The 19,605-nt window shown below is 67.9% G+C and carries 22 protein-coding genes; 16 read left to right on the top strand and 6 right to left on the bottom strand.

Annotation, left to right across the window (positions count from 1 at the left end):
• Positions 1-242: 242 nt before the first annotated feature.
• From mdcA to CLM74_RS05745, 9 genes are all read left to right on the top strand, one after another.
• On the top strand, positions 243-1,886 hold the full coding sequence (mdcA, locus tag CLM74_RS05785; RefSeq protein ID WP_105163625.1) for a malonate decarboxylase subunit alpha: 1,644 nt from the start codon (positions 243-245) through the stop codon (positions 1,884-1,886).
• A 10-nt stretch (positions 1,887-1,896) separates the two neighbouring features.
• Positions 1,897-2,217 carry a malonate decarboxylase acyl carrier protein gene (gene mdcC / locus CLM74_RS05780; protein ID WP_032975933.1) on the top strand — a complete coding sequence of 107 codons (321 nt, stop codon included), beginning with the start codon at positions 1,897-1,899 and terminating at the stop codon, positions 2,215-2,217.
• Positions 2,214-3,122, top strand: a complete 909-nt coding sequence (locus CLM74_RS05775) for a biotin-independent malonate decarboxylase subunit beta (RefSeq protein ID WP_105163624.1) — start codon at positions 2,214-2,216, stop codon at positions 3,120-3,122. Before mdcC ends, CLM74_RS05775 begins: the two co-directional genes overlap by 4 nt.
• 2 nt (positions 3,123-3,124) lie before the next feature.
• On the top strand, positions 3,125-3,829 hold the full coding sequence (gene mdcE / locus CLM74_RS05770; RefSeq protein ID WP_105164942.1) for a biotin-independent malonate decarboxylase subunit gamma: 705 nt from the start codon (positions 3,125-3,127) through the stop codon (positions 3,827-3,829).
• Positions 3,822-4,472 carry a malonate decarboxylase holo-[acyl-carrier-protein] synthase gene (gene mdcG, locus CLM74_RS05765; RefSeq protein ID WP_105163623.1) on the top strand — a complete coding sequence of 217 codons (651 nt, stop codon included), beginning with the start codon at positions 3,822-3,824 and terminating at the stop codon, positions 4,470-4,472. The genes mdcE and mdcG overlap by 8 nt, the downstream gene beginning before the upstream one ends.
• Positions 4,469-5,326 carry a triphosphoribosyl-dephospho-CoA synthase MdcB gene (gene mdcB, locus CLM74_RS05760; protein ID WP_105163622.1) on the top strand — a complete coding sequence of 286 codons (858 nt, stop codon included), beginning with the start codon at positions 4,469-4,471 and terminating at the stop codon, positions 5,324-5,326. Before mdcG ends, mdcB begins: the two co-directional genes overlap by 4 nt.
• Positions 5,323-6,243, top strand: coding sequence for a malonate decarboxylase subunit epsilon (mdcH, locus tag CLM74_RS05755; RefSeq protein WP_105163621.1), 921 nt, complete (start codon positions 5,323-5,325; stop codon positions 6,241-6,243). The genes mdcB and mdcH overlap by 4 nt, the downstream gene beginning before the upstream one ends.
• A gap of 101 nt (positions 6,244-6,344) precedes the next feature.
• Positions 6,345-7,712, top strand: coding sequence for an SLC13 family permease (locus CLM74_RS05750; RefSeq protein ID WP_032975926.1), 1,368 nt, complete (start codon positions 6,345-6,347; stop codon positions 7,710-7,712).
• A 104-nt stretch (positions 7,713-7,816) separates the two neighbouring features.
• The gene (locus CLM74_RS05745; protein ID WP_105163620.1) at positions 7,817-8,536 is read left to right on the top strand and encodes a GntR family transcriptional regulator; all 720 of its coding nucleotides are present in this window, start codon (positions 7,817-7,819) and stop codon (positions 8,534-8,536) included.
• Positions 8,537-8,672: 136 nt separating this feature from the next.
• On the opposite strand, the gene CLM74_RS05740 is transcribed toward CLM74_RS05745, so the two are convergent.
• Positions 8,673-9,011 (bottom strand): hypothetical protein, encoded by a 339-nt coding sequence (locus CLM74_RS05740; RefSeq protein ID WP_105163619.1) that lies wholly within the window; start codon positions 9,009-9,011, stop codon positions 8,673-8,675.
• 154 nt (positions 9,012-9,165) lie between these two features.
• On the opposite strand from CLM74_RS05740, the gene CLM74_RS05735 reads away from it, so the two are divergent.
• A complete protein-coding gene (locus tag CLM74_RS05735; RefSeq protein ID WP_105163618.1) occupies positions 9,166-10,113 on the top strand; it encodes a nucleoside hydrolase in 948 nt (315 codons plus the stop codon).
• A 4-nt stretch (positions 10,114-10,117) separates the two neighbouring features.
• Here the strand turns inward: CLM74_RS05735 and CLM74_RS05730 are convergent, their stop codons facing one another.
• From CLM74_RS05730 to CLM74_RS05710, 5 genes are all read right to left on the bottom strand, one after another.
• Positions 10,118-11,392, bottom strand: coding sequence for an MFS transporter (locus tag CLM74_RS05730; RefSeq protein ID WP_025873906.1), 1,275 nt, complete (start codon positions 11,390-11,392; stop codon positions 10,118-10,120).
• Between the two features lie 92 nt (positions 11,393-11,484).
• Positions 11,485-12,798: a HAMP domain-containing sensor histidine kinase gene (locus CLM74_RS05725; protein ID WP_105163617.1), complete on the bottom strand. Its 1,314-nt coding sequence runs from the start codon at positions 12,796-12,798 to the stop codon at positions 11,485-11,487.
• Positions 12,795-13,535, bottom strand: a complete 741-nt coding sequence (locus CLM74_RS05720; protein WP_025873908.1) for a response regulator — start codon at positions 13,533-13,535, stop codon at positions 12,795-12,797. The genes CLM74_RS05725 and CLM74_RS05720 overlap by 4 nt, the downstream gene beginning before the upstream one ends.
• Before the next feature lie 56 nt (positions 13,536-13,591).
• Positions 13,592-14,137, bottom strand: a complete 546-nt coding sequence (locus tag CLM74_RS05715; protein ID WP_025873909.1) for a redoxin family protein — start codon at positions 14,135-14,137, stop codon at positions 13,592-13,594.
• 3 nt (positions 14,138-14,140) lie between these two features.
• A complete protein-coding gene (locus CLM74_RS05710) occupies positions 14,141-14,935 on the bottom strand; it encodes an alpha/beta hydrolase (protein ID WP_032975918.1) in 795 nt (264 codons plus the stop codon).
• A gap of 343 nt (positions 14,936-15,278) precedes the next feature.
• On the opposite strand from CLM74_RS05710, the gene CLM74_RS05705 reads away from it, so the two are divergent.
• The 6 genes from CLM74_RS05705 (at position 15,279) to CLM74_RS05680 (ending at position 19,576) form a co-directional block, all read left to right on the top strand.
• Complete coding sequence (locus CLM74_RS05705; RefSeq protein WP_025873911.1) at positions 15,279-15,923, top strand: DoxX family protein; 645 nt, start codon at positions 15,279-15,281, stop codon at positions 15,921-15,923.
• 102 nt (positions 15,924-16,025) lie between these two features.
• The gene (locus CLM74_RS05700) at positions 16,026-16,502 is read left to right on the top strand and encodes an EF-hand domain-containing protein (protein WP_105163616.1); all 477 of its coding nucleotides are present in this window, start codon (positions 16,026-16,028) and stop codon (positions 16,500-16,502) included.
• Positions 16,503-16,556: 54 nt separating this feature from the next.
• A complete protein-coding gene (locus tag CLM74_RS05695) occupies positions 16,557-17,402 on the top strand; it encodes a DUF692 domain-containing protein (protein ID WP_033830593.1) in 846 nt (281 codons plus the stop codon).
• Positions 17,395-18,129 (top strand): putative DNA-binding domain-containing protein, encoded by a 735-nt coding sequence (locus CLM74_RS05690; RefSeq protein ID WP_105163615.1) that lies wholly within the window; start codon positions 17,395-17,397, stop codon positions 18,127-18,129. The genes CLM74_RS05695 and CLM74_RS05690 overlap by 8 nt, the downstream gene beginning before the upstream one ends.
• A 50-nt stretch (positions 18,130-18,179) precedes the next feature.
• Positions 18,180-18,818 carry a ferric reductase-like transmembrane domain-containing protein gene (locus CLM74_RS05685; protein ID WP_025873915.1) on the top strand — a complete coding sequence of 213 codons (639 nt, stop codon included), beginning with the start codon at positions 18,180-18,182 and terminating at the stop codon, positions 18,816-18,818.
• A 23-nt stretch (positions 18,819-18,841) separates the two neighbouring features.
• A complete protein-coding gene (locus tag CLM74_RS05680; protein ID WP_025873916.1) occupies positions 18,842-19,576 on the top strand; it encodes an SDR family oxidoreductase in 735 nt (244 codons plus the stop codon).
• Positions 19,577-19,605 lie beyond the last annotated feature (29 nt).

Below are 19,605 nucleotides of genomic sequence, written 5' to 3'. Positions count from 1 at the left end.
TGCCGACCATTGGGGGGTGCCCACTGTTTGGGATGGGTGCCGACCGTTGGGGATGGGTGCCCACTGTTGGGGGTGGGTGCCGACCGTTGGTCGGCACGCTTCTGACGCTCCGCCACGACCCACGGTCGTGGCCCACCTGAATGGGCCCGCCTTCGCGCGGGCCTTTTCTTTGCTGCACTGCGGGTTGCACACCCCTCCGTAATTATGGCGTAATTATTCCAACGTCATTCGGAAGTCCGTCGATGAACCCGAGTTGGGACACGCTGGAGCGGGGCCGCCAGGCGCGGCTGGAACGCGCCGCGCCATGGGCCAGGGGCCACGAGGTGGCGGCTGGCGATGTCGCCGAGCTGCTGCACGCGCTGCTGGAGCCGGGCGACAAGGTCTGCCTGGAAGGCAACAACCAGAAGCAGGCCGACTTCCTCGCCCAGACGCTGGCCGACCTCGACCCGGCACGGGTGCATGACCTGCACATGGTGCAGTCGGTGCTGTCGCTGCCCTCGCACCTGGATGTGTTCGAACGCGGCATCGCCTCCAGGCTGGACTTCTCCTTCTCCGGGCCGCAGTCGGTGCGGCTGGCCAACCTGGTGGCCGAAGGACGCATCCAGATCGGTGCCATCCACACCTACCTGGAACTGTTCGGCCGCTACTTCATCGACCTCACGCCGCGTGTGGCACTGGTCGCGGCGCAGGCTGCCGATCGCCACGGCAATCTCTACACCGGCCCCAACACCGAAGACACGCCGGTGATCGTGGAGGCCACCGCATTCGGTGGCGGCATCGTCATCGCCCAGGTCAACGAGATCGTCGACACCCTCCCCCGCGTCGATATTCCTGCCGACTGGGTCAACTTCGTGGTGCAGGCGCCGCGCCCGAACCATATCGAACCGCTGTTCACCCGCGATCCGGCACAGATCTCCGAGATCCAGGTGCTGATGGCGATGATGGCGATCAAGGGCATCTACGCCGAGTACGGGGTGAACCGGCTCAACCATGGCATCGGTTTCGATACCGCAGCAATCGAACTGCTGCTGCCGACCTACGCCGAGTCGCTGGGGCTGAAGGGAAAGATCTGCCAGCACTGGGCGCTCAATCCGCACCCGGCCCTGATTCCAGCCATCGAATCGGGTTTCGTCAAATCCGTGCACTCGTTCGGGTCGGAACTCGGCATGGAGAAGTACATCGCCGCGCGCGGTGATGTGTTCTTCACCGGCGCCGATGGTTCGATGCGCTCCAACCGCGCGTTCTCGCAGACCGCAGGGCTGTATGCCTGCGACATGTTCATCGGCTCCACCCTGCAGATCGACCTGCAGGGCAACAGCTCCACCGCAACGCGCGACCGCATCGCCGGCTTTGGCGGTGCACCCAACATGGGTTCGGATGCACGCGGCCGCCGCCATGCCAGCGACGCCTGGATCAAGGCGGGCCAGCAGGCCGCGCGGCCCGGCGAGATGCCACGCGGGCGCAAACTGGTGGTGCAGATGGTGGAAACCTTCCGCGAGCACATGGCGCCGGCCTTCGTCAACCGCCTCGATGCCTGGGAACTGGCCGAGCGCGCGAGCATGCCGCTGCCGCCGGTGATGATCTACGGCGACGACGTCAGCCATGTGCTGACCGAGGAAGGCATCGCCAACCTGCTGCTGTGCCGCAGCCCGGAAGAACGCGAGCAGGCGATCCGCGGCGTGGCCGGCTATACCGCCGTGGGCAGGGGACGGGACCGCGCCATGGTGGAAAATCTGCGCGACCGCGGAGTGATCCGCCGCCCGGACGATCTCGGCATCAACGTGCGCGATGCCAGCCGCGATCTTCTTGCCGCGCGTTCGGTGAAAGACCTGGTGCGCTGGTCCGGCGGTCTGTACGACCCGCCCAAGCGCTTCCGCAACTGGTAAGGGCCACGCCATGGAAACCCTCGACTATCGATTCGCCGGCACGACGCCCGTGCGCTTCCCCACCGATGCGGTGCTGGTGGGCGTACTGGCATCGGGCAACCTGGAAATCCTGCTGGAACCGGCCGACCTGGACGGTGCGATGACCGTGCGCATCATCACCGCTGCACGTGGCTTCGGCACGGTCTGGCAGGCGGTGATCGCCGACTTCGCCCAGCGTCATCCCCTGCGCGATGTACGCGTGTCGATCAACGATGCCGGCGCTACACCGGCGGTGGTCAGCCTGCGCCTGGACCAGGCCGTCGAGACCCTGCTTGCCGGAGGCCAGCCATGACGCTCGCACAACGCACCAGCTATTACGAAGCCGATGCCCGCGCGCGCATCGCCGGGCTGCTTGATGCAGGATCGTTCCGCGAATTTCTCGGCCCAGCCCAGCGCGCCATCAGCCCGCATCTGGCGCAGCTGGACCAGCCGGCCGCCTTCGACGATGGCATCGTCGTCGGTGAGGGACACCTGCACGGCAAGCACGTGCTGGTGGCCGCGCAGCAGGGTGAATTCATGGGTGGCGGCGTGGGTGAGGTGCATGGCGCCAAGTTGACCGGCCTGCTGCGCCGCGCGGCGGACACCCATCCCGATGGCGTGCTGCTGCTGCTCGATACCGGCGGTGTGCGCCTGCATGAAGCCAATGCGGGATTGATCGCCATTTCCGAAATCATGCGCGCCACGCTCGGCGCGCGGGCGGCCGGGGTACCGGTGGTGGCACTGATCGGCAGTGGCAACGGCGCCTTCGGTGGCATGGGTATCGTCGCCCGCTGCTGCAGCACGGTGATCATGTCCGAAGAAGGACGGCTGTCGCTGTCCGGCCCCGAAGTGATCGAGACCGTGCGCGGCGTGGAGGAATTCGATTCGCGCGACCGCGCATTGGTGTGGCGGGTGACCGGTGGCAAGCACCGCTACCTGATCGACCAGGCGCAGGTGCTGGTGCCCGATGCGATCAGCGCGTTCGCCGAGGCCGCCTCGGATGCGCTGCAGCCAGACACCGCCAGCGCCGACCCCGACGCGGCACTGGCCGCGCTGCAGGCACGCCACGCCGCGTTGAAGGCGCGCGTACAGGCGTGGGGCGACTGCAACGATGGCCTGCAGATCTGGGCGCGCCAGGGCATTGCCGACCCGGAACGTCTGGCGCTGCTGGAAACCGATGCCTTCCTTGCCGCCACTGCGCAGCGGAGCCTGCCATGAGCCTGCCATTGAATTCGCTGCTGGATGCACTGTTCCCGCGTGGCCATACGATCGCGGTGAACGATTCGGTACTGACCGGCACAGCGACCACCGACGACGGTGAGGTGACGGTCATCGGCACCACCGACAGGATCGAAGTCGGTGTGGACCACGCGCTGGTGCTGGCCGACACCGTGCTGGCCAGCACCGCTGCTCATCCGCAGCGTCCCATCGTGATGCTGGTCGATACCGCCGGCCAGCGGCTGGCGCGCCGCGATGAACTGCTGGGCATCAACGGCTACTTCGCCCACCTCGCACAGACCCTGGACCTGGCCCGCCGCCGTGGCGCGCGCCTGGCCACGCTGGTCTACGGCGAATCGGTCAGCGGCGGCTTCCTGTCGTTCGGGCTGATGGCCGACCTCATCCATGCCCTGCCCGATGCGCAGGTGCGGGTGATGGATCTGCGCGCGATGGCACGGGTGACCAAGCAACCGTTGGAAAAACTGCAGGCGCTCAGCCTGACCTCGCCGGTGTTCGCACCGGGCGTGGACAACTACGTGGCGATGGGCGCAGTGCAATCGCTGTGGGATGGCGATCTGGCGCATCACCTGCTTGAAGCACTGCGTGCAGCCGTCGACGGTGACCATCGCGCTGCACTGGGCGCCGAACGGGGTGGCCGTACGCTGGCTGCGCAGGTAGCCACTGCTGTGAGCCAGGGCAATGCCTGAGCGGCCGGCCCGGCACACGCTGGTCTGGCTGTCGGCCGATGCCGATTGGCGGGCCGACCTGCCCGCGCACGAGCCGCGTCTTGCCGCCTGGTTCGCGCAGGGCTTCCCTGCAGTGGTGGCGCGTCGTGCCGCGGATGATGCCGATACGCGCCTGCGATTGGGCGTTCCGTTGCCACCGGCCGAAGGCAAGCAGCGCGTGTCGTTGCGCGTACCGCTGTGCGACGTCGCGCACATGCGCGCTCCCCCCGCGTTGAGCGAGCTGCTGGCAGCAGGCGACGCAGGTGTTCCACAGCCGTGGCAGGAATCACTCCACGACCTGCAGGCACTGGCGCCGGCCCGTGTGTTCGGCGCCTTCGCCTGGCAATGGCTGACCGCCCTGCCCTATATACATGAGCGTTCGGACATCGACCTGCTGTGGCAGGTGACCGATGCCGCGCAGGCCGAGGCGCTGATCGCGCAGTTGCTGGCATGGGAGACCCGCCATCCGCATCGCCTTGATGGCGAGCTGTGCCTGCCCGATGGTGGCGCGGTGAACTGGCGCGAACTTGCCGGCCGCAGTCGCCAGGTACTGGTGAAACGCCTTGATGGAGCCGCATTGGAAGCGCGTGATGCACTGTTCGCCACGCGCGAGGCGATCGCATGACCGCCGCCCCGAAGCCGTCGCCGGCCCGCGACGCGGTGGTCGACAGCGCACGCCTGGGACGGCTGGCCATTGCCAGCCTGCACGCCGAACTGGCGTGCGCCCCGAAGCCGGGCCTGGTCACCCCGTTCGACAGCGGCAGCCATGACGACATGGATGCCGGAACTTTCCTGCGCAGTCTTTTCGCCCTGCGCCACTACTTCACGGCGGTGGCCAGGGCCGGTGCCGCCGGCGCCCCCTTCACGGTGCTGCGCGATCACGGTATTGCCGCTGAAGCGGCCATGCTGGTCGCCACCGCCGGCATCAACACCCATCGCGGTGCGATCTTCAGCCTTGGCCTGCTGGTGGCCGCCGCCGCTGAGCGCAGGCGCGTGCATGGCCATGCCGTGTCGGGCGCGCAGGTGTGCCTGGCGGTTCAGCAGTGGAATGACGCACTCATCGCTGCGCCGCTGGACCCGCACAGCCCGGGACAGCGCGCACGTGCGCGTCATGGGGTCTGTGGCGTACGCGAACAGGCTGCCGCCGGCTACCCGGTGCTGCGCGAGCTGGCCCTGCCTGCCCTGCGCCATGCGCTGGACAGCGGCCTGCCGCGCGACGCCGCGTTGTGCCAGACGCTGATGCAGCTGGTGGCACAGGTGGACGATCTGAACCTGCTGCATCGCGGCGGTACCGAGGGCCTGCGCTGGGCGCAACAACAAGCGGCCACATTCCTTTCCGCGGGTGGCGCCTTCGCGCCGGACTGGCGCATGCGCCTGCAGTCCATCGGCGATGCGTTCGTGAGGCGTCGGCTCAGCCCGGGTGGCAGTGCCGATCTGCTGGCCTGCGCCTGGTTCCTGCTGCAGCAGGAGGGCGCATGAGCCTGGCCCTGATCTGCCCCGGACAGGGTGCGCAGCATCCGGCGATGTTCGACCATGTGCGCGGCATGGCCGCTGCACGCGCGGTACTGGATGCGGCGAGCGACGCGCTGGGGCGCGATGTGTTCGCGGCCGCGGCCGCCGACGACCGCTTCGACAACGCACAGGCGCAGCCGCTGCTGTGCGCCGCCAGCATCGCGCACTGGCATGCCCTGCGCGGCGCCGTGCCGGACCCGATCGTGGTGGCCGGGTACAGCATCGGCGAACTGGCGGCACATGCCATCGCCGATAGTTTCGACGTGACCACCTGCCTGTCCCTGTCGGCGCAGCGTGCACGATTCATGGACGCCGTCAGTCCGGTCGATGCCGGAATGCAGGCGATGCTGGGGCTGGATCGACAGACGGTGCAGACATTGTGCGAAATCCACGGCACGCACGTGGCGATTGCCAACGGCACAGATCATTTCATCGTTGGCGGCACGCTGCCGGCACTGCGTGCGCTGGCCGCTGCCGCGCACGCACAGGGTGCCGAGGTGCGCGTGCTGCCGGTACATGTGCCGGCGCATACGCCACTGCTGTCGGCGGCGGTCGCACCGTTTGCCGCCGCACTGCAGGCCACCACGTTGCACGCGCCGCGCCTGCCGCTGCTGGCCGGCATCGACGCACGGCCGGTGCGCGACACCGCAGCGGTGGTGCACACGCTGTCCGCGCAGCTGACACAGACCATCGAATGGGCACAGGTGATGCGCCAGGCCTTCGAGCGCGGCGCGCGCGTGTTCCTGCAGCTGGGCCCGGGCAACGCACTGGCACGCATGATCGCGCCGGCCTATCCGTGCTGCGAGGTACGCGCGATCGAGGAATTCCAGAGCCTGGACGGCGCGGCGGCGTGGGTCCGCAGCGCGCTGCAGCGGCTTCAATAACGGGTTTGAGCAGTACGTAACGCGCAGTACGTAACAGGCCATACCCCGGGATGGCGGGCTTCCATCCGTGCAACACGCGAATCAGGTGTCTGGGAGGGCGCATGACTCCACAAATTGCAACGATCATCGGTCTGGTGATCATGTTCATCGTCGCCACCGCGATGCCGATCAACATGGGCGCCGTCGCCTTCGCACTGGCCTTCATCGTCGGCGGGCTCTGGGTCGACATGGGGGGCAAGGAGGTTCTCGCCGGCTTCCCGGGCGACCTGTTCCTGACCCTGGTCGGCATCACCTACCTGTTCGCGATCGCGCAGAAGAACGGCACCATCGACCTGCTGGTGCACTGGGCGGTGAAAGCGGTACGCGGCCATATCGTGGCCATCCCGTGGGTGATGTTCGTGATCACCGCCGTGCTGACCGCCTTCGGCGCGCTGGGCCCGGCCGCGGTTGCGATCATCGGCCCGGTCGCGCTGCGCTTTGCCAAGCAGTACAACATCAATCCGTTGATGATGGGCCTGCTGGTGATCCATGGCGCGCAGGCCGGTGGCTTCTCGCCAATCAGCGTGTACGGCAGCATCACCAATGGCGTGGTGCAGAAGGCCGGGCTGGAGGTCACCGAAATGGCGGTGTTCCTGACCAGCCTCGGCTTCAACTTCATGATGGCCACGATCTGCTTCTTCGCCTTCGGAGGCATCGCGCTGCTGCGTCGCGGTTCGATCACTGCTGCGGGCACGGTGGGCAACGCGGAGCTGGCGATGGCCGGTGGCCCGCAGGCTTCGTCGCGGCAGTTCGCCATCGAAGGCCATGGTGCGCTGGTCGCAGCCGGTGGTGGCACCCTGTCCAACGATCCGGTGGCACTGGATGCGGTGGGCCTGACCCGCGAGCGCTTGTTCACCCTGATCGGCCTGCTCGGCCTGGGTGTGGCCGCGCTGATCTACAACCTCAACGTCGGCCTGGTTTCGATCACCGTTGCAGTGGTGCTGGCCCTGCTGTCGCCGCAGAGCCAGAAGGGTGCGGTGGACGGCATCAGCTGGTCCACCGTGCTGCTGATCTGCGGCGTGGTCACCTACATCGGCGTGCTGGAACATGCCGGTGCCGTGGACTTCATCGGCCACGGCGTCTCCAGCATCGGCATCCCGCTGCTGGGCGCGCTGCTGGTCTGCTACGTGGGCGGCATCGTCTCCGCATTCGCCTCGTCGGCGGCGGTGCTGGGCGCCACCATTCCGCTGGCCGTGCCATTCCTGATGCAGGGCCATCTCAGTGCCGCTGGCGTGATCTGCGCGCTGGCGGTGTCCTCCACCATCGTCGATGTCAGTCCGTTCTCGACCAACGGCGCACTGGTGGTGGCCTCGGCCGCGAAGGAAGAACGCGAAACGCTGTTCCGCCGCTTCCTGGTCTACAGCGGCCTGGTGGTGGCATTCGGCCCGCTGCTGGCGTGGCTGGTGTTCGTGGTGCCGGGCTGGATGTAAATGCCTGCGGTAGTACCGGTCGCTGGCCGGCAACCTCGTGGATCCGTCGAACGATCACGGGTTGCCGGCCAGCGACCGGCACTACCTGGCGTTACACTTTCCGCATGACCATCGCTCCCGCTCCGCGTCCTCCGAAGAAGCGCGCCCCTCTGTATGAGGAGGTGGCCGAACACGTGCGCGAGCGGATCTACGACTACCGCCTGCCGCCGGGCGAGTGGATCGACGAGCCGGCGCTGTGCGAGGAACTGGCCATCAGCCGTACGCCCCTGCGCGAAGCGTTGAAGCTGCTCGCCGCCGAAGGCCTGGTGCAGATCGATGCCGGCCGCGGCGCACGGGTAACCCGGCTGACCCTGGAAGACCTCAACCAGCTGTTCCCGGTGATGGCGATGCTGGAAGGCCGATGTGCGCATGAAGCGGTCAAGCACATCGACGACGCCGGCGTGCAGCAGCTGGAGGACCTGCACGCGGCGATGGAAGCGGCCGCCGCCGAGGGCAACATCGCCGAGTACTACCGCAACAACTACCTCATCCACGAGACAGTGCAGCATTACGCCGGCAACCCGTGGCTGATCCGCATCACCCACGACCTGCACCGCATCCTGAAGATGCATCGCGGCCGCCAGCTGCTGGCGCCGGGCCGCACCGCGCAGTCGCTGGCCGAACACCGCGAACTGATGGACTGCTTCCGCCAGCGCGATGCTGCAGCCGCCGAACGCACGATGGAACGCCACCTGCTCAGCCAGGGCCAGGCCTTGGCTGCGTATGTGGCCAACGGCGGATTGTTGAACGTGCCTGCGCCGTTGCCGACCGAAGGCGGAAGCTGAGCTCATGGGATTGCCGGCCAGCGGCCGGCACTACCCCGGCGAGGCCCGGTCACGGTAGTGCCGGCCGCTGGCCGGCAACCTCGATAGGTCACGTCCGGGTAGTGCCGGCCGCTGGCCGGCAACCTGGAATCTCTCCTCAATCGCCTCCGCCGCAGCCGCCACCGTCTCCGCCCCCTCCGCTGTCGCCACTGCTGCAGTCGGAACTGCTGTAGCTGTGGTGGCTGTTGCTGTCTCCGGAATAGCCCCCGGAGAAATCGGCCGGTCCACCGCTGCTGCCATCGCCCCGCGCGGGCGAACCATCGGCGGTGGCCATCGCCATGCACACGATCGCGCCGACCAGTGGCAGCAGCCACACCACCAGCAGCTGCCCGGCGCGGCTGCTGGCGGGAAGGTCGTCGCGGCCCAGCACCACGAAGCTGGCCACCAGGTTCAGCCCCAGTACCAGGGCAATCAGGACGAGGGTCACAGCCAGCATGGCGCAGCTCCTTGCGACGGGTTCGGGCCCGCAGACGATACCACCGCCGCCGGTTCGCCCTGCCTGTCATGAAGATGGGACAATGTGGGGCGCGCCGGCCTGCCCTCGGGGCCGCCGGCCCCCCTGCACCACACGGAAGAAGAAGAACAACAACATGCTGAAAGTCATTTTCGATACCGACCCGGGCGTCGACGACGCGCTGGCGCTGCTGTACCTGCACAAGCACCCGCAGATCGACCTGATCGGCGTCACCACCACCTTCGGCAATGCCTCGGTGGAGTCGACCACCCACAACGCGCTGTACCTGAAGCAGGCCTGGGGCCTGTCCGCGCCGGTCGCGCGCGGCGCCGAAGGCCCGCTGCAGCCCGAAGCCACCCCGGAAGCCTGGCCGGTGCACATCCATGGCCACAACGGCCTGGGCAACCACCCGGTGCCGGAAGCGCTGGAAGCAACCGCCGACAGCCGTCCTGCCCACCAGCTGATCATCGACCTGGTGCGCGCCCATCCGGGCGAAGTGACCCTGGTGGCGGTAGGCCGCATGACCAACCTGGCGCTGGCCCTGCAGCAGGCCCCGGACATCGCCGGCCTGGTGCGTGGCGTAGTACTGATGGGCGGTGCGTTCCACGTCAACGGCAACATCACCCCGGCGGCCGAGGCCAACATCTGGGGCGACGCGGAAGCGGCCGACATCGTGTTCACCGCCCACTGGCCGGTCACCGCGATCGGCCTGGACGTGACCACCCGCGTCGAGATGAACCGCGACGGCCTGGACAAGCTGGCCGCGATCGGCGGCGCCGATGCCGAACTGGTGCGCGCCCTGTCGCAGGACTACGTCGACTTCTATCTGCAGGCCGGCCACAAGGGCATGGTCGTGCACGACTGCTGCGCCTGCATCGCCCTGACCCGCCCGGAGCTGTTCCAGTTCGAGCGCGCCAGCGTGCGCGTGGCCACCGACGGCGTCGCCCGTGGCATGACCATTCCCAAGCCGGAAGGCATGGGTTTCGGCCCCAGCGTGTGGGACGGCCATGTCCTGCAGTCCATCGCCATCGGCGTGGATGCGGCCGCGGTGCTGGCCGACATCGAGCAGACCCTGAAGGTCTAAGCGCTCACTGCCCGCCCCGGGACACGGGGCGGGTCTTCGGCACGGTCTCCGGCAGCGTCCACAGCACCGGCAGCACCAGCACCGCCACCAGCGCGATCATCGCCCCCGGCGCCGCCGCCCAACCGCTGCGTTCCACCCACCATTGCGCCAACCACGGCGTCGCCCCGCCGAACACTGCGGTGGCCATGGTCACCCCCAGCGCCAGCCCACTGACCCGGCCCTCGCCGGGGAACTGCTCGGCCGTAGCCGGTGCCGCCACCGCACTGATACCGCCGGCCACACAGGCAAGGCTCACCGCTGCCAGCACGATGCCCAACGGCGCAGCAGAGGCCATCCAGCCAAACATCGACAGCGGCAGCAGCGCTGCCAGCACCGTCAGCCCCAGCAGCAGCGGTCGCCGCCCGAAGCGATCGGACAGCGCCCCGCACAGCGGGGTGATCGCGATCACCGCCACCGCCGCAATCGTCGACAGCCACAGCGCATCACCTTCATCGTGTCCCTGCGCGTGCAGGAACGCCGGCACATACGTAATGCCCACGTAGTAGGTGATCGAACCCAGTGCGGAAATCGCGAACGTGCGCGCCACCGCACCAGGATGGTTGCGCAGCACGTGCCGCAGCGGCGTAGCCGGAATGCTGCCTTCGCGCCGCTGCCGTTCGAACTCCGGCGATTCGTGCATGCCCGAACGCGCGATCAGGATCACCAGTGCCAGCGCCGCGCCGAACAAGAACGGGATCCGCCAGCCCCAGCTGTCCAGCTGCGGCGCAGGCAGCAGGGCCACGGTGAGCGCGGAGATCGCCACCGCCAGCAACGCACCTACTTCACTGGCCGCCGAGGCCAATGAAGTGACTAGGCCCCGTCGTCGCGCCGGCGCGCTTTCCAGAAGATAGGCGACCACGCCTGTGTATTCGCCGCCCACGGAGAAGGCCATCACGCAGCGCAGGATCAGCAACAGCACGCCAGCAGTCGCACCGGCAGTTGCCGCGGTCGGCAGCAACGCGGTGGCCAGCATGGCCGCGGCCATCAACGCCATCGAGGCCAGCAGCATCCAGCGCCGGCCGAGCCGGTCACCCAGGTGGCCGAAGCACAGCGCACCGAGCGGACGCATCAGGTAGGACACCGCGAACCCGGCCAGGGTGACCAGCATCGCCTCTTCGCCACCGCCGAAGAACACCCGCGACAGCACCGTGGCGAAGTACAGGTACAGGGTGAAGTCGTACCACTCCACCACCGTGGACAGGCCGGCCACCCACATCGAGCGCTGCCGTCCTGCGGTCATTGCGTGCTTTCCTTCATGGCCGCAGCGTGTCATGAAGGCGGTGACGATGCAGTAGATCCACGCCATGCGTGGATGGCTTGCCCCGCCAGACTTCAGGCCGGCAACTGCAACAGCGCCTGCAAACCGCCGCCCTCGCGATTGTGCAGCCGTAGAGAACCACCGAGCGATTGCGCCAGCTGCACGGCGATGGCCAGACCGAGCCCGGTACCGCCGGTATCCCGGTTGCGTGAGCTTTCCAGCCGATGGAAGGGCGCCAACACCGCCTGCAGCTGGTCTTCGGGAATACCGGGGCCACGATCGGAAATCCGAATCCACGCCCTGCCCACCTCATCGCGACCGGCATCAATCTCCGCGCTCCCGGCATAGCGCAAAGCGTTGTCGACCAGATTGCCGACCACCCGCCGCAGTGGTTGCGGCCACGTCTGCACGATCAGGCCGCTCGGGGCGCCACCACTGACTGGCTTGCCCACGTCCTGGTAATCGCCGACCACGCTGGACAGGAATGCCGCCAGATCCATTGCCACCGGCTCACCACTGGCCACATGGCTGCTGCGCGCGTACGCCACGCCTTCGCGTACCAGCTGTCCCAGATGGTCCAGGTCGGCCAGCAGCCGTTGCTGGGTGGCGTCTTCAGGCAGCGTTTCCACCCGCAGCTTCATCCGCGTGATCGGCGTCTGCAGATCGTGCGAGATCGCCGCCAGGATCTGCAGGCGTTCACTGACATGACCCCGGATGCGGGCCTGCAGTGCGTTGAGTGCCGTTGCTGCGGTGCCTACCTCCGCTGGACCGTCTTCAGGCAGCGCCGGCCCGTCCTGGCCGGGCTGCAGGTGCTCCATCGCGTGCGACAGCTGTGCCAACGGCCGCATCGCCAGCCGTACCGCCAACCATGCGCACAGCAGCAGCAGTGCCAGCTGCGCCATCAGCACCAGCGGTAACCAGCGTGCCAGTGGCAGGCCGGACGGTGTGACCTCGATGGTCAGCGGCGTGCCGTCGTGCAGGCGCAGCTCCACTTCGAAGCGCTCGGGCATACGCGAGACCTGCCGCGCCTGCAGCGGATATCGATGCCGCAGACTGTCATCGATGATGCTGGTGACCTGTCGCGCACGATCAGTCTCCGGCGCAGGGCCGGCCGCGGCCGGGCGCAACAGATAGCGGTAGGTTCGCCGTTCCAGACGCGGCACCCACGCTTCGCGCTCGCTGGCGGGCAAGCGCTCCAGCAAGGCCACGCTCACGGCTACGTCCTCGTCGAGGTTGCGCAGCATCATGCTGCGGGTGGACTGGTAGCGCTCGTAGAACAGCAGGCCGAACGACAGCGCATGGGCCAGAGTCAGCCCACCCAGCAGCAACAGCAGCAGCCGCGCCGACAGCGTGCGCGGCCACGGCAGGCGGCGCGCCGCGGCGTTCATTCCTCCGGCCCCAGCAACTGCACCGGCACGCTGAACACATAGCCTTCGCTGCGTACGGTCTTGATGTAGGTCGGCTCACGCGCATCGTCGCCCAGGCGCTGGCGCACGCGGCTGACCAGCAGGTCGATCGAGCGGTCGAACAGCTCCGCATCGCGGCCCTGGGTGAGGCTGAGCAGCTGGTCGCGGCTGAGCACACGGTTGGCGTGGTCAAGGAACACGCGCAGCAGCCGGAACTCGGCGCCGCTGAGCGGATAGGCGGTGTCCTGCGCGTCCAGCAGGTGGCGGGCGGTGGTATCCAGGCGCCATTCGCCGAAGGCCAGCTGGCGGCCGGCTTCGCTCACCTGCAGGTTCGGCGGCAGCATCTGCGTGCGGCGGATCACCGCGTTGATGCGTGCCAGCAGTTCGCGCGAGGAGAACGGTTTGGTCACGTAATCATCGGCGCCCATTTCCAGGCCGATGATGCGGTCGGTCTCATCATCGCGGGCGGTCAGCAGCACCACCGGCACGGCGCGGTGCTTGCCGGCCCGCAGGTTGCGGCACAGGCTCAGGCCATCCTCGCCGGGCATCATCACATCCAGCACCACCAGGTCCACCGCATGGGTGTCCATCAGCGCGCGCATCGCGCGGCCACCATCGGCCTGGCTGACGCGCAGGCCGTTGCGCTGCAGGTAGTCGGCCAGCATCTGGCGGATGTCGCTGTCATCGTCGACGACAAGGATGTGCGGTACGTGGTTCATCGTATTCTCTATCGAGGCAGGGGCGAAGCCGCGCGACGCGGCCATGGTAGCGCGGCTCAGGGGCTGGCCAGCAGGCGCTGGATCTCGCTTTCGGTACGCGCATAGTCGCCTTCACCGTAGTGCCGGTAGACCACCCGCCCCTGCCGGTCGATCAGGTACAGCGCGGGCCAGAAACGGTTACCCCACGCGTTCCAGATCCGGTACTGGTTGTCCTGCACCACCGGCCAGGTGATATCCAGCCGGTGGATCGCACGGCGCACGTTTCCCGGCAGCCCTTCATACGCGAATTCGGGGGTGTGCACGCCGATCACGTGCAGGCCCTGTTCCGCGTATCGGCGATGCCACTGGTGAACGTACGGCGCCACGTTGAGGCAGTTGCTGCAGGTGTAGGTCCAGAATTCGACCAGCACCACCTGCCCGCGCAGCTGCTGCAGGGTCAGCGGCGGGCTGTTGTGCCATGGCCCACCGCCGCTGAATCCCGCAGCGGGTGCGGCCTCGGCAGTCTGTGCACCGGCTTCGGGGCTTGGCCACGCAAGCAGCAGCGCAACAGCGCCGAGCAGGGACAGCAGCAGCGGCACGGTATAGGCACGAAGCGTGGCCATTGCTCAGCCCCCCTGCTCGGCCAGCGGCAGCTCGGCCGGCTTCACACCGGCAGCTTCCAGGATGCTGTCGGCCACCTGCGCGGGGTGCGAGAGCAGCGAGACATGGCTGCTGCCGATCGACTGCAGCTGCGCGCCAATGCGCTGCGCGGTGGCGACCTGCAGCTGCGGCGAGAGCATGCGGTCATCGCGGCTGACCACGTACCAGCTCGGCTTGCTGCGCCATGCCGCCGTGGTCACGGCCTCACCCAGCGCACTGGCCTTCAACGGCACCTGCGTGCTGTACAGCAGGGCGGCGGCCTTCTTCATCACGTCGGGTGCGAAATCCTGGGCGATGGCATCGGCCGGCAGGGTCAGGTAACCGTCTTTCTCCTGCAGGCGGGTCAGCCCGGGGCCGACCGGGAAGCCTTCGCCCTGCTGCGCGGAGGACTGGCCGACATCCGGTGCGAACGCGGCCACGTAGACCAGCGCCTGCACCTTGGGATCGTCGCCCGCTTCGGTGATGACCGTGCCGCCCCAGCTGTGGCCGACCAGCACCACCTTGCCGGGCGCGGCAGCGATCGCGCGACGGGTAGCGGCAACGTCATCGGCCAGCGAGGTGAGCGGATTCTGTACCGCCACCGCCGGCAGCTTCCAGGCATGCAGGGTGCCGATGACCTTGTTCCAGCTGGAGCCATCGGCGAAGGCGCCATGCACCAGGATGATGGTGGGCGGCGCGCCGGCATCGGCCTGCACGGCGAAGGCGGGGGTGGCGGCGCCGGCCAGGGCCAGGGCAGCGGCAAGCAGGGTGGTGCGGATCATGGGTGGCACTCCGGTGTTGGGAGTGGCCATTTCCGCGTGCCGGTGTATCGCTGCTGTTTCGCTGTGATGCCGAGTTGTACCGGACTGTAGGGCGGCGGCGGGTTCCTACAGTGGGATACATTCGGCCGCTGGGCATGCCCCGGCGCCATCGGGTGGATATCGTTCCCCGCACGCGGGCGCGCAACGCGCCGATGCGCCCCCGATGCGGCGTCTTTGTATCCAACTGTACGAAACCCCTGCCGCAGCCACAGTCGCTGACAAAACCCCGGGCATCGGCACACGTTGCCGATACCTGCGTGGCCCGAAATGGCCTCCATCGACCACCGGCCCGCAGGACACACCCATGATCAGCACCGCCTCCTCCCTCTACACCCCACGCCTGGATGCCGTGGGCCGCTGGCTTTCGCCGCTGGCCCTGCGCGCCCTGCTCGCCTGGGAATTCTTTGAATCCGGCCGCGAGAAGCTGGGCGGCCAGAACTGGTTCGCCGATCTGGAAGGCCGGTTCCCGTTCCCCTTCTCCACCCTGCCCGCCTCGCTCAACTGGCAGCTGGCCACCTGGCTGGAGCTGGTGGGCGCGGTGATGCTGCTGCTGGGCCTGGCCACGCGCTCGGTGGCGTACATCTTCTGGGTGCTCACCATCGTGGCCATCGCCGCCGTGCACTGGCCGGACCAGTGGAACGGCCTGGATGAACTCTGGCGAGGCTATGCGATCACCGACCAGGGCTACGGCAACTTCAAGCTGCCGCTGCTGTTCCTGGCCATGCTGCTGCCGCTGATCCTCAACGGTGCTGGATCACTCAGCCTGGACCGTCTGCTTGCCAGCCCGCAACACGCCGCCGCAGACGATGACGGCCTCGGCTGGGGCAGCAGCCTGATCGCGCTGCTGCTGCCGGTCGCCGCACTACTGCCCGGCGTCGGCTTCGGCGGTGCCCTGCTCGGCGCCGCGTTGTTGCTGGCCCATGTACTGCGCCGTCGCCGCAGCGCCTGATCCGCTTCCGCCCTCTCCCACCCTTCCTCGCATCGCATTCCGTCGCCTTCCAGCGGCGTCCATCCCGCACGCCCTGCGTGCACATCCCAAGGAGTCATCACCATGTCCGTCTCGACCAATAACACCTCTGCTTCCCGTCTGCCGCGCATCGGCGCCATCGGCATCGCCCTGGCCGGCGGCCTGCTGCTGGCCGGCCAGGCTGCCGCGATCCAGCCGCTGGCGATCAGTGCCGTGGCCATGAGCGCCGCCGCCGAAGGCAAGTGCGGTGAAGGCAAGTGCGGCGCCAACAAGGCCACCACCAGCAAGCCCGCCGGAAAGGCCACGGTAGCCGAGGGCCAGTGCGGCGAAGGCAAGTGCGGCGACGCCTCGTTTGCCCGGACCGACCGTGACCACGACGGAAAGGTGTCGCGTGCCGAGTTCAATGCCGTGGCCGCCAAACGTGCCGCCGAATTCGACCGCATCGACACCGACCACGACGGTTACATCAGCGAGCAGGAAGCGCACGACTACCTGCGCAGCGTCTATACCGCCAATGGCAAGCCGATGCCGAAGGGCCTGTTCTCGCGCGTTGCCGACTGATTGCCCGCACCCGGTGCCGCCCTCGTGGCGGCACCTCATCCCGGAGTACCCACCATGTCCCTGCCTTTGCCTACCGCCAGTGCGGGCCTCGGCCTGCGCCGAGGCCTGATCGATGAACTGCTGGCGATGCCGGCCGATGCCATCGACTTCCTCGAATGCTCGCCGGACAACTGGATCGGCGTCGGCGGTGCACACGGTGCCGCGCTGCGCCAGCTGAGCGAGCGCCACCGCCTGACCTGCCACGGTCTTTCGCTGTCGCTGGGTGGCCCGGACCCACTGGACCGCACGCTGCTGCAACAGACCCGCGCTTTTCTCGACCTGCACCAGGTACAGCTGTACAGCGAACACCTGAGTTACTGCGCCGCCGGGGGCCACCTCTATGACCTGCTGCCGCTGCCGTTCACCGCCGAGGCGGTACGCCACGTTGCCGGTCGCATCGCCCAGGTGCAGGACAGCCTGGGGCGTCGTATCGCGGTGGAGAACATCTCCTACTACGCAGTGCCCGCTGCCGACATGAGCGAGATCGAGTTCATCACTGCCGTGCTTGCCGAAGCCGACTGCGACCTGCTGCTGGACGTCAACAATGTCTTCGTCAACGCCTGCAACAATGGCTACGACGCCTTCGATTTCCTGCGCCGCGTGCCGGCCCACCGCGTGGCCTCCCTGCATGTGGCTGGCCACTTCGACGAGGACGACGGCTTCAAGATCGACACCCACGGCGCGCCGGTGAAGGGTGTGGTCTGGGCCCTGCTACGCCAGGCCTATGCGCACGTCGGCGTGCGCCCCACCCTGCTGGAGCGCGACTTCAATTTCCCGCCGCTGGCCGAACTGCTGGCTGAAGTGCAACAGATCCGCAGGGCCCAGGCCGACGCCGAGTTGCCGGAGGTGGCCCATGGCTGAGTCCCTGGCCACGTTGCAGCGGCGCTGGGCCGACCATGTGCGCGATCCCTCGATGCCCGCACCCGATGGCATCGCGGCATGGCGGCTGGCGATCTACCGCCGCCTGTGCATCGACCGCCTGGACAACCTGCTGGCCGGCAGCCTGCCGCGCCTGCATCAACAACTGGGCGAAGCGCGCTGGCGTGGCCTGGTCGAGCACTACTACGCGTACCACGACTGCCACACCCCGCTGTTCCCGCAGATCGCCAGCGAGTTCGCTGCCTGGCTGGCGGCGCAGGACACGTTCGCGCTGCCCGGCTGGGCGGCGGAACTGGCGCACTACGAGAGCACGCAGCAGGCACTGCACATCGAAGCGCGTGACGCCGGGCATTCGTTGCACTCCATGCCTGCGGGCAGCGACGTGCTGGCGCTGTCGCCGCTGGTGCGGGTACTGGGCTACCAGTGGCCGGTGCATGAGGACGCCGGACTGGACGATGCGCCCGCCAGCGAGCCGACACTTCTGCTGCTGCGTCGCCTGGCGGACGACCGCCTGCAGGTCGAGGAACTGGCACCGCTTGCATATGCGCTGTTGTCGTCATTTGGCAACGAGGGTGCGCGCGTGGACGACGCCCGGCAGGCGCTGGCTGAGGCGCATGGCGTGGCCACCGATGCACTGCGCGTAGTGGCCGCGCCCTTGCTGGGCGAACTGTGCGCGGCCGGCGTGCTGGTCACGCTGACCGGGTTCTGAGATTGCCGGCCAGCGGCCGGCACTACCCCTATCTGATTCGAGGTCTGACCATGGCTGTTTCCAACACTTCCTTGCTGCATGGCTGGCGCCTGTTCATGGCCATCGCCGCAGTCCTGATCGCCTTTGCGCTGGCAGCCTTCGCTCTGCAACCGGATCTGGCCGAGGGCAGCCGCGCAGCGATCCGGGTCACTGCCCGCACGTCGTTCCTGCTGTTCCTGGCCGCGTTTACGGCATCGTCATTTGCCACCCTGCTGCCCGGGCCGACCACCCGCTTCCTGATGCGCGAACGCCGCATCATCGGCCTGTCGTTTGCGTTCTCGCATCTGCTGCATGCCTTCGCCATCACCGCGTTCGGCATCCTCAATCCGGCGTTCTGGCCAGCGCGCTCCGCCCTTGCCAATCTTCCCGGAACGATGGGTTACGTGGCCATCCTGGCGCTGGCCATCACCTCGCACCGGAGCATCGCCCGGCGCATGGGTCCAACCGCCTGGCGGCGACTGCACGTCACCGGCATGTGGGTCATCGCGGCGGTGTTCACCTATTCGTACTTCAAACGTGTACCCACGAACTTCTGGTATGCGGTGCCTTCGGCACTGCTGTTCACCGCCTTCGTGGTCCGCTGGATCGCCAAACGTGCTCAGTCGCTGCGCCGCAGCGCCCACGCCCGTCCTTCCCTGCCAGCGGCCTGATCATCCCCAACCGGAGTTTGAACATGACAGTCTCTTCCTCTCGCCGCCGTGCACTGGTCATCGGCGGCTCACGCGGCATCGGTGCGGCCATTGCGCAACGCTTGGCCGTTGATGGCCATGACGTCGCCATCACCCACGTCTCGCGCCCCGATGGGGCGCAGGCATCGCTTGATGCCATCCGCGCGCACGGTGGCCGCGCGCTCGCCTTCCAGGCTGACAGCAGCGATGCCGATGCGTTGCGCCGGGCCGTGGCCGCCGCTGCGCAGGCCTTCGGTGGGTTGGATGTGCTGGTGGTCAATGCCGGCCTGTACCGGCATACACCGATCGACAGCGTGGATCTGCCTACGCTGGACCAGCTGCTGGCGGTGAACATACGTGGCGTGGTGCTGGCCATCCAGGCGGCCCTGCCGCATCTGTCCGGCGGTGGCCGCATCATCACCATCGGCAGCAACACTGCCGTGCGCAGTGGTTCGCCCGGCAGCAGCCTGTATGCGATGAGCAAGGCGGCGGTGGCCGCTCTGGTGCGCGAGCTGGCGCTGGAGCTGGCCCCCAGCGGCATCACCATCAACAACCTGCAACCCGGCCCGACTGCGACCGACATCACCGCCGGGCTGGATGAAAAGCTTGCTGCGCGGGTACCCCTGGGCCGCATTGCCCAGCCTGCCGAGATCGCGTCATTGGCCAGTTGGGTAGCGGGGCCGGAAGCGGGCTACATGACAGGCAGCAGCCTGACCATCGATGGAGGCTTCATCCTCTGAGCCGTTGCACGATCCCCCATCCCACACCC

The sequence above is a fragment of the Stenotrophomonas sp. MYb57 genome, from assembly GCF_002966815.1.
GTDB lineage: Bacteria > Pseudomonadota > Gammaproteobacteria > Xanthomonadales > Xanthomonadaceae > Stenotrophomonas > Stenotrophomonas indicatrix.
The sequence above is the reverse complement of the archived record's forward strand: the minus strand, read 5'-3'. Positions and strand labels throughout refer to the sequence as shown.

Excerpts from the sequence above, each read along its gene's own strand:
- CLM74_RS05745 (WP_105163620.1), top strand. The coding sequence starts at position 7,817 with ATGACCATCGCTCCCGCTCCGCGTCCTCCGAAGAAGCGCGCCCCTCTG.
- mdcA (WP_105163625.1), top strand. The coding sequence starts at position 243 with ATGAACCCGAGTTGGGACACGCTGGAGCGGGGCCGCCAGGCGCGGCTG.
- mdcB (WP_105163622.1), top strand. The coding sequence starts at position 4,469 with ATGACCGCCGCCCCGAAGCCGTCGCCGGCCCGCGACGCGGTGGTCGAC.
- CLM74_RS05690 (WP_105163615.1), top strand. The coding sequence starts at position 17,395 with ATGGCTGAGTCCCTGGCCACGTTGCAGCGGCGCTGGGCCGACCATGTG.
- mdcC (WP_032975933.1), top strand. The coding sequence starts at position 1,897 with ATGGAAACCCTCGACTATCGATTCGCCGGCACGACGCCCGTGCGCTTC.
- mdcH (WP_105163621.1), top strand. The coding sequence starts at position 5,323 with ATGAGCCTGGCCCTGATCTGCCCCGGACAGGGTGCGCAGCATCCGGCG.
- CLM74_RS05685 (WP_025873915.1), top strand. The coding sequence starts at position 18,180 with ATGGCTGTTTCCAACACTTCCTTGCTGCATGGCTGGCGCCTGTTCATG.
- CLM74_RS05740 (WP_105163619.1), bottom strand. The coding sequence starts at position 9,011 with ATGCTGGCTGTGACCCTCGTCCTGATTGCCCTGGTACTGGGGCTGAAC.
- CLM74_RS05735 (WP_105163618.1), top strand. The coding sequence starts at position 9,166 with ATGCTGAAAGTCATTTTCGATACCGACCCGGGCGTCGACGACGCGCTG.
- CLM74_RS05775 (WP_105163624.1), top strand. The coding sequence starts at position 2,214 with ATGACGCTCGCACAACGCACCAGCTATTACGAAGCCGATGCCCGCGCG.
- CLM74_RS05715 (WP_025873909.1), bottom strand. The coding sequence starts at position 14,137 with ATGGCCACGCTTCGTGCCTATACCGTGCCGCTGCTGCTGTCCCTGCTC.
- CLM74_RS05750 (WP_032975926.1), top strand. The coding sequence starts at position 6,345 with ATGACTCCACAAATTGCAACGATCATCGGTCTGGTGATCATGTTCATC.
- CLM74_RS05695 (WP_033830593.1), top strand. The coding sequence starts at position 16,557 with ATGTCCCTGCCTTTGCCTACCGCCAGTGCGGGCCTCGGCCTGCGCCGA.
- CLM74_RS05710 (WP_032975918.1), bottom strand. The coding sequence starts at position 14,935 with ATGATCCGCACCACCCTGCTTGCCGCTGCCCTGGCCCTGGCCGGCGCC.
- CLM74_RS05720 (WP_025873908.1), bottom strand. The coding sequence starts at position 13,535 with ATGAACCACGTACCGCACATCCTTGTCGTCGACGATGACAGCGACATC.
- CLM74_RS05700 (WP_105163616.1), top strand. The coding sequence starts at position 16,026 with ATGTCCGTCTCGACCAATAACACCTCTGCTTCCCGTCTGCCGCGCATC.
- CLM74_RS05730 (WP_025873906.1), bottom strand. The coding sequence starts at position 11,392 with ATGACCGCAGGACGGCAGCGCTCGATGTGGGTGGCCGGCCTGTCCACG.
- CLM74_RS05705 (WP_025873911.1), top strand. The coding sequence starts at position 15,279 with ATGATCAGCACCGCCTCCTCCCTCTACACCCCACGCCTGGATGCCGTG.
- CLM74_RS05725 (WP_105163617.1), bottom strand. The coding sequence starts at position 12,798 with ATGAACGCCGCGGCGCGCCGCCTGCCGTGGCCGCGCACGCTGTCGGCG.
- CLM74_RS05680 (WP_025873916.1), top strand. The coding sequence starts at position 18,842 with ATGACAGTCTCTTCCTCTCGCCGCCGTGCACTGGTCATCGGCGGCTCA.
- mdcG (WP_105163623.1), top strand. The coding sequence starts at position 3,822 with ATGCCTGAGCGGCCGGCCCGGCACACGCTGGTCTGGCTGTCGGCCGAT.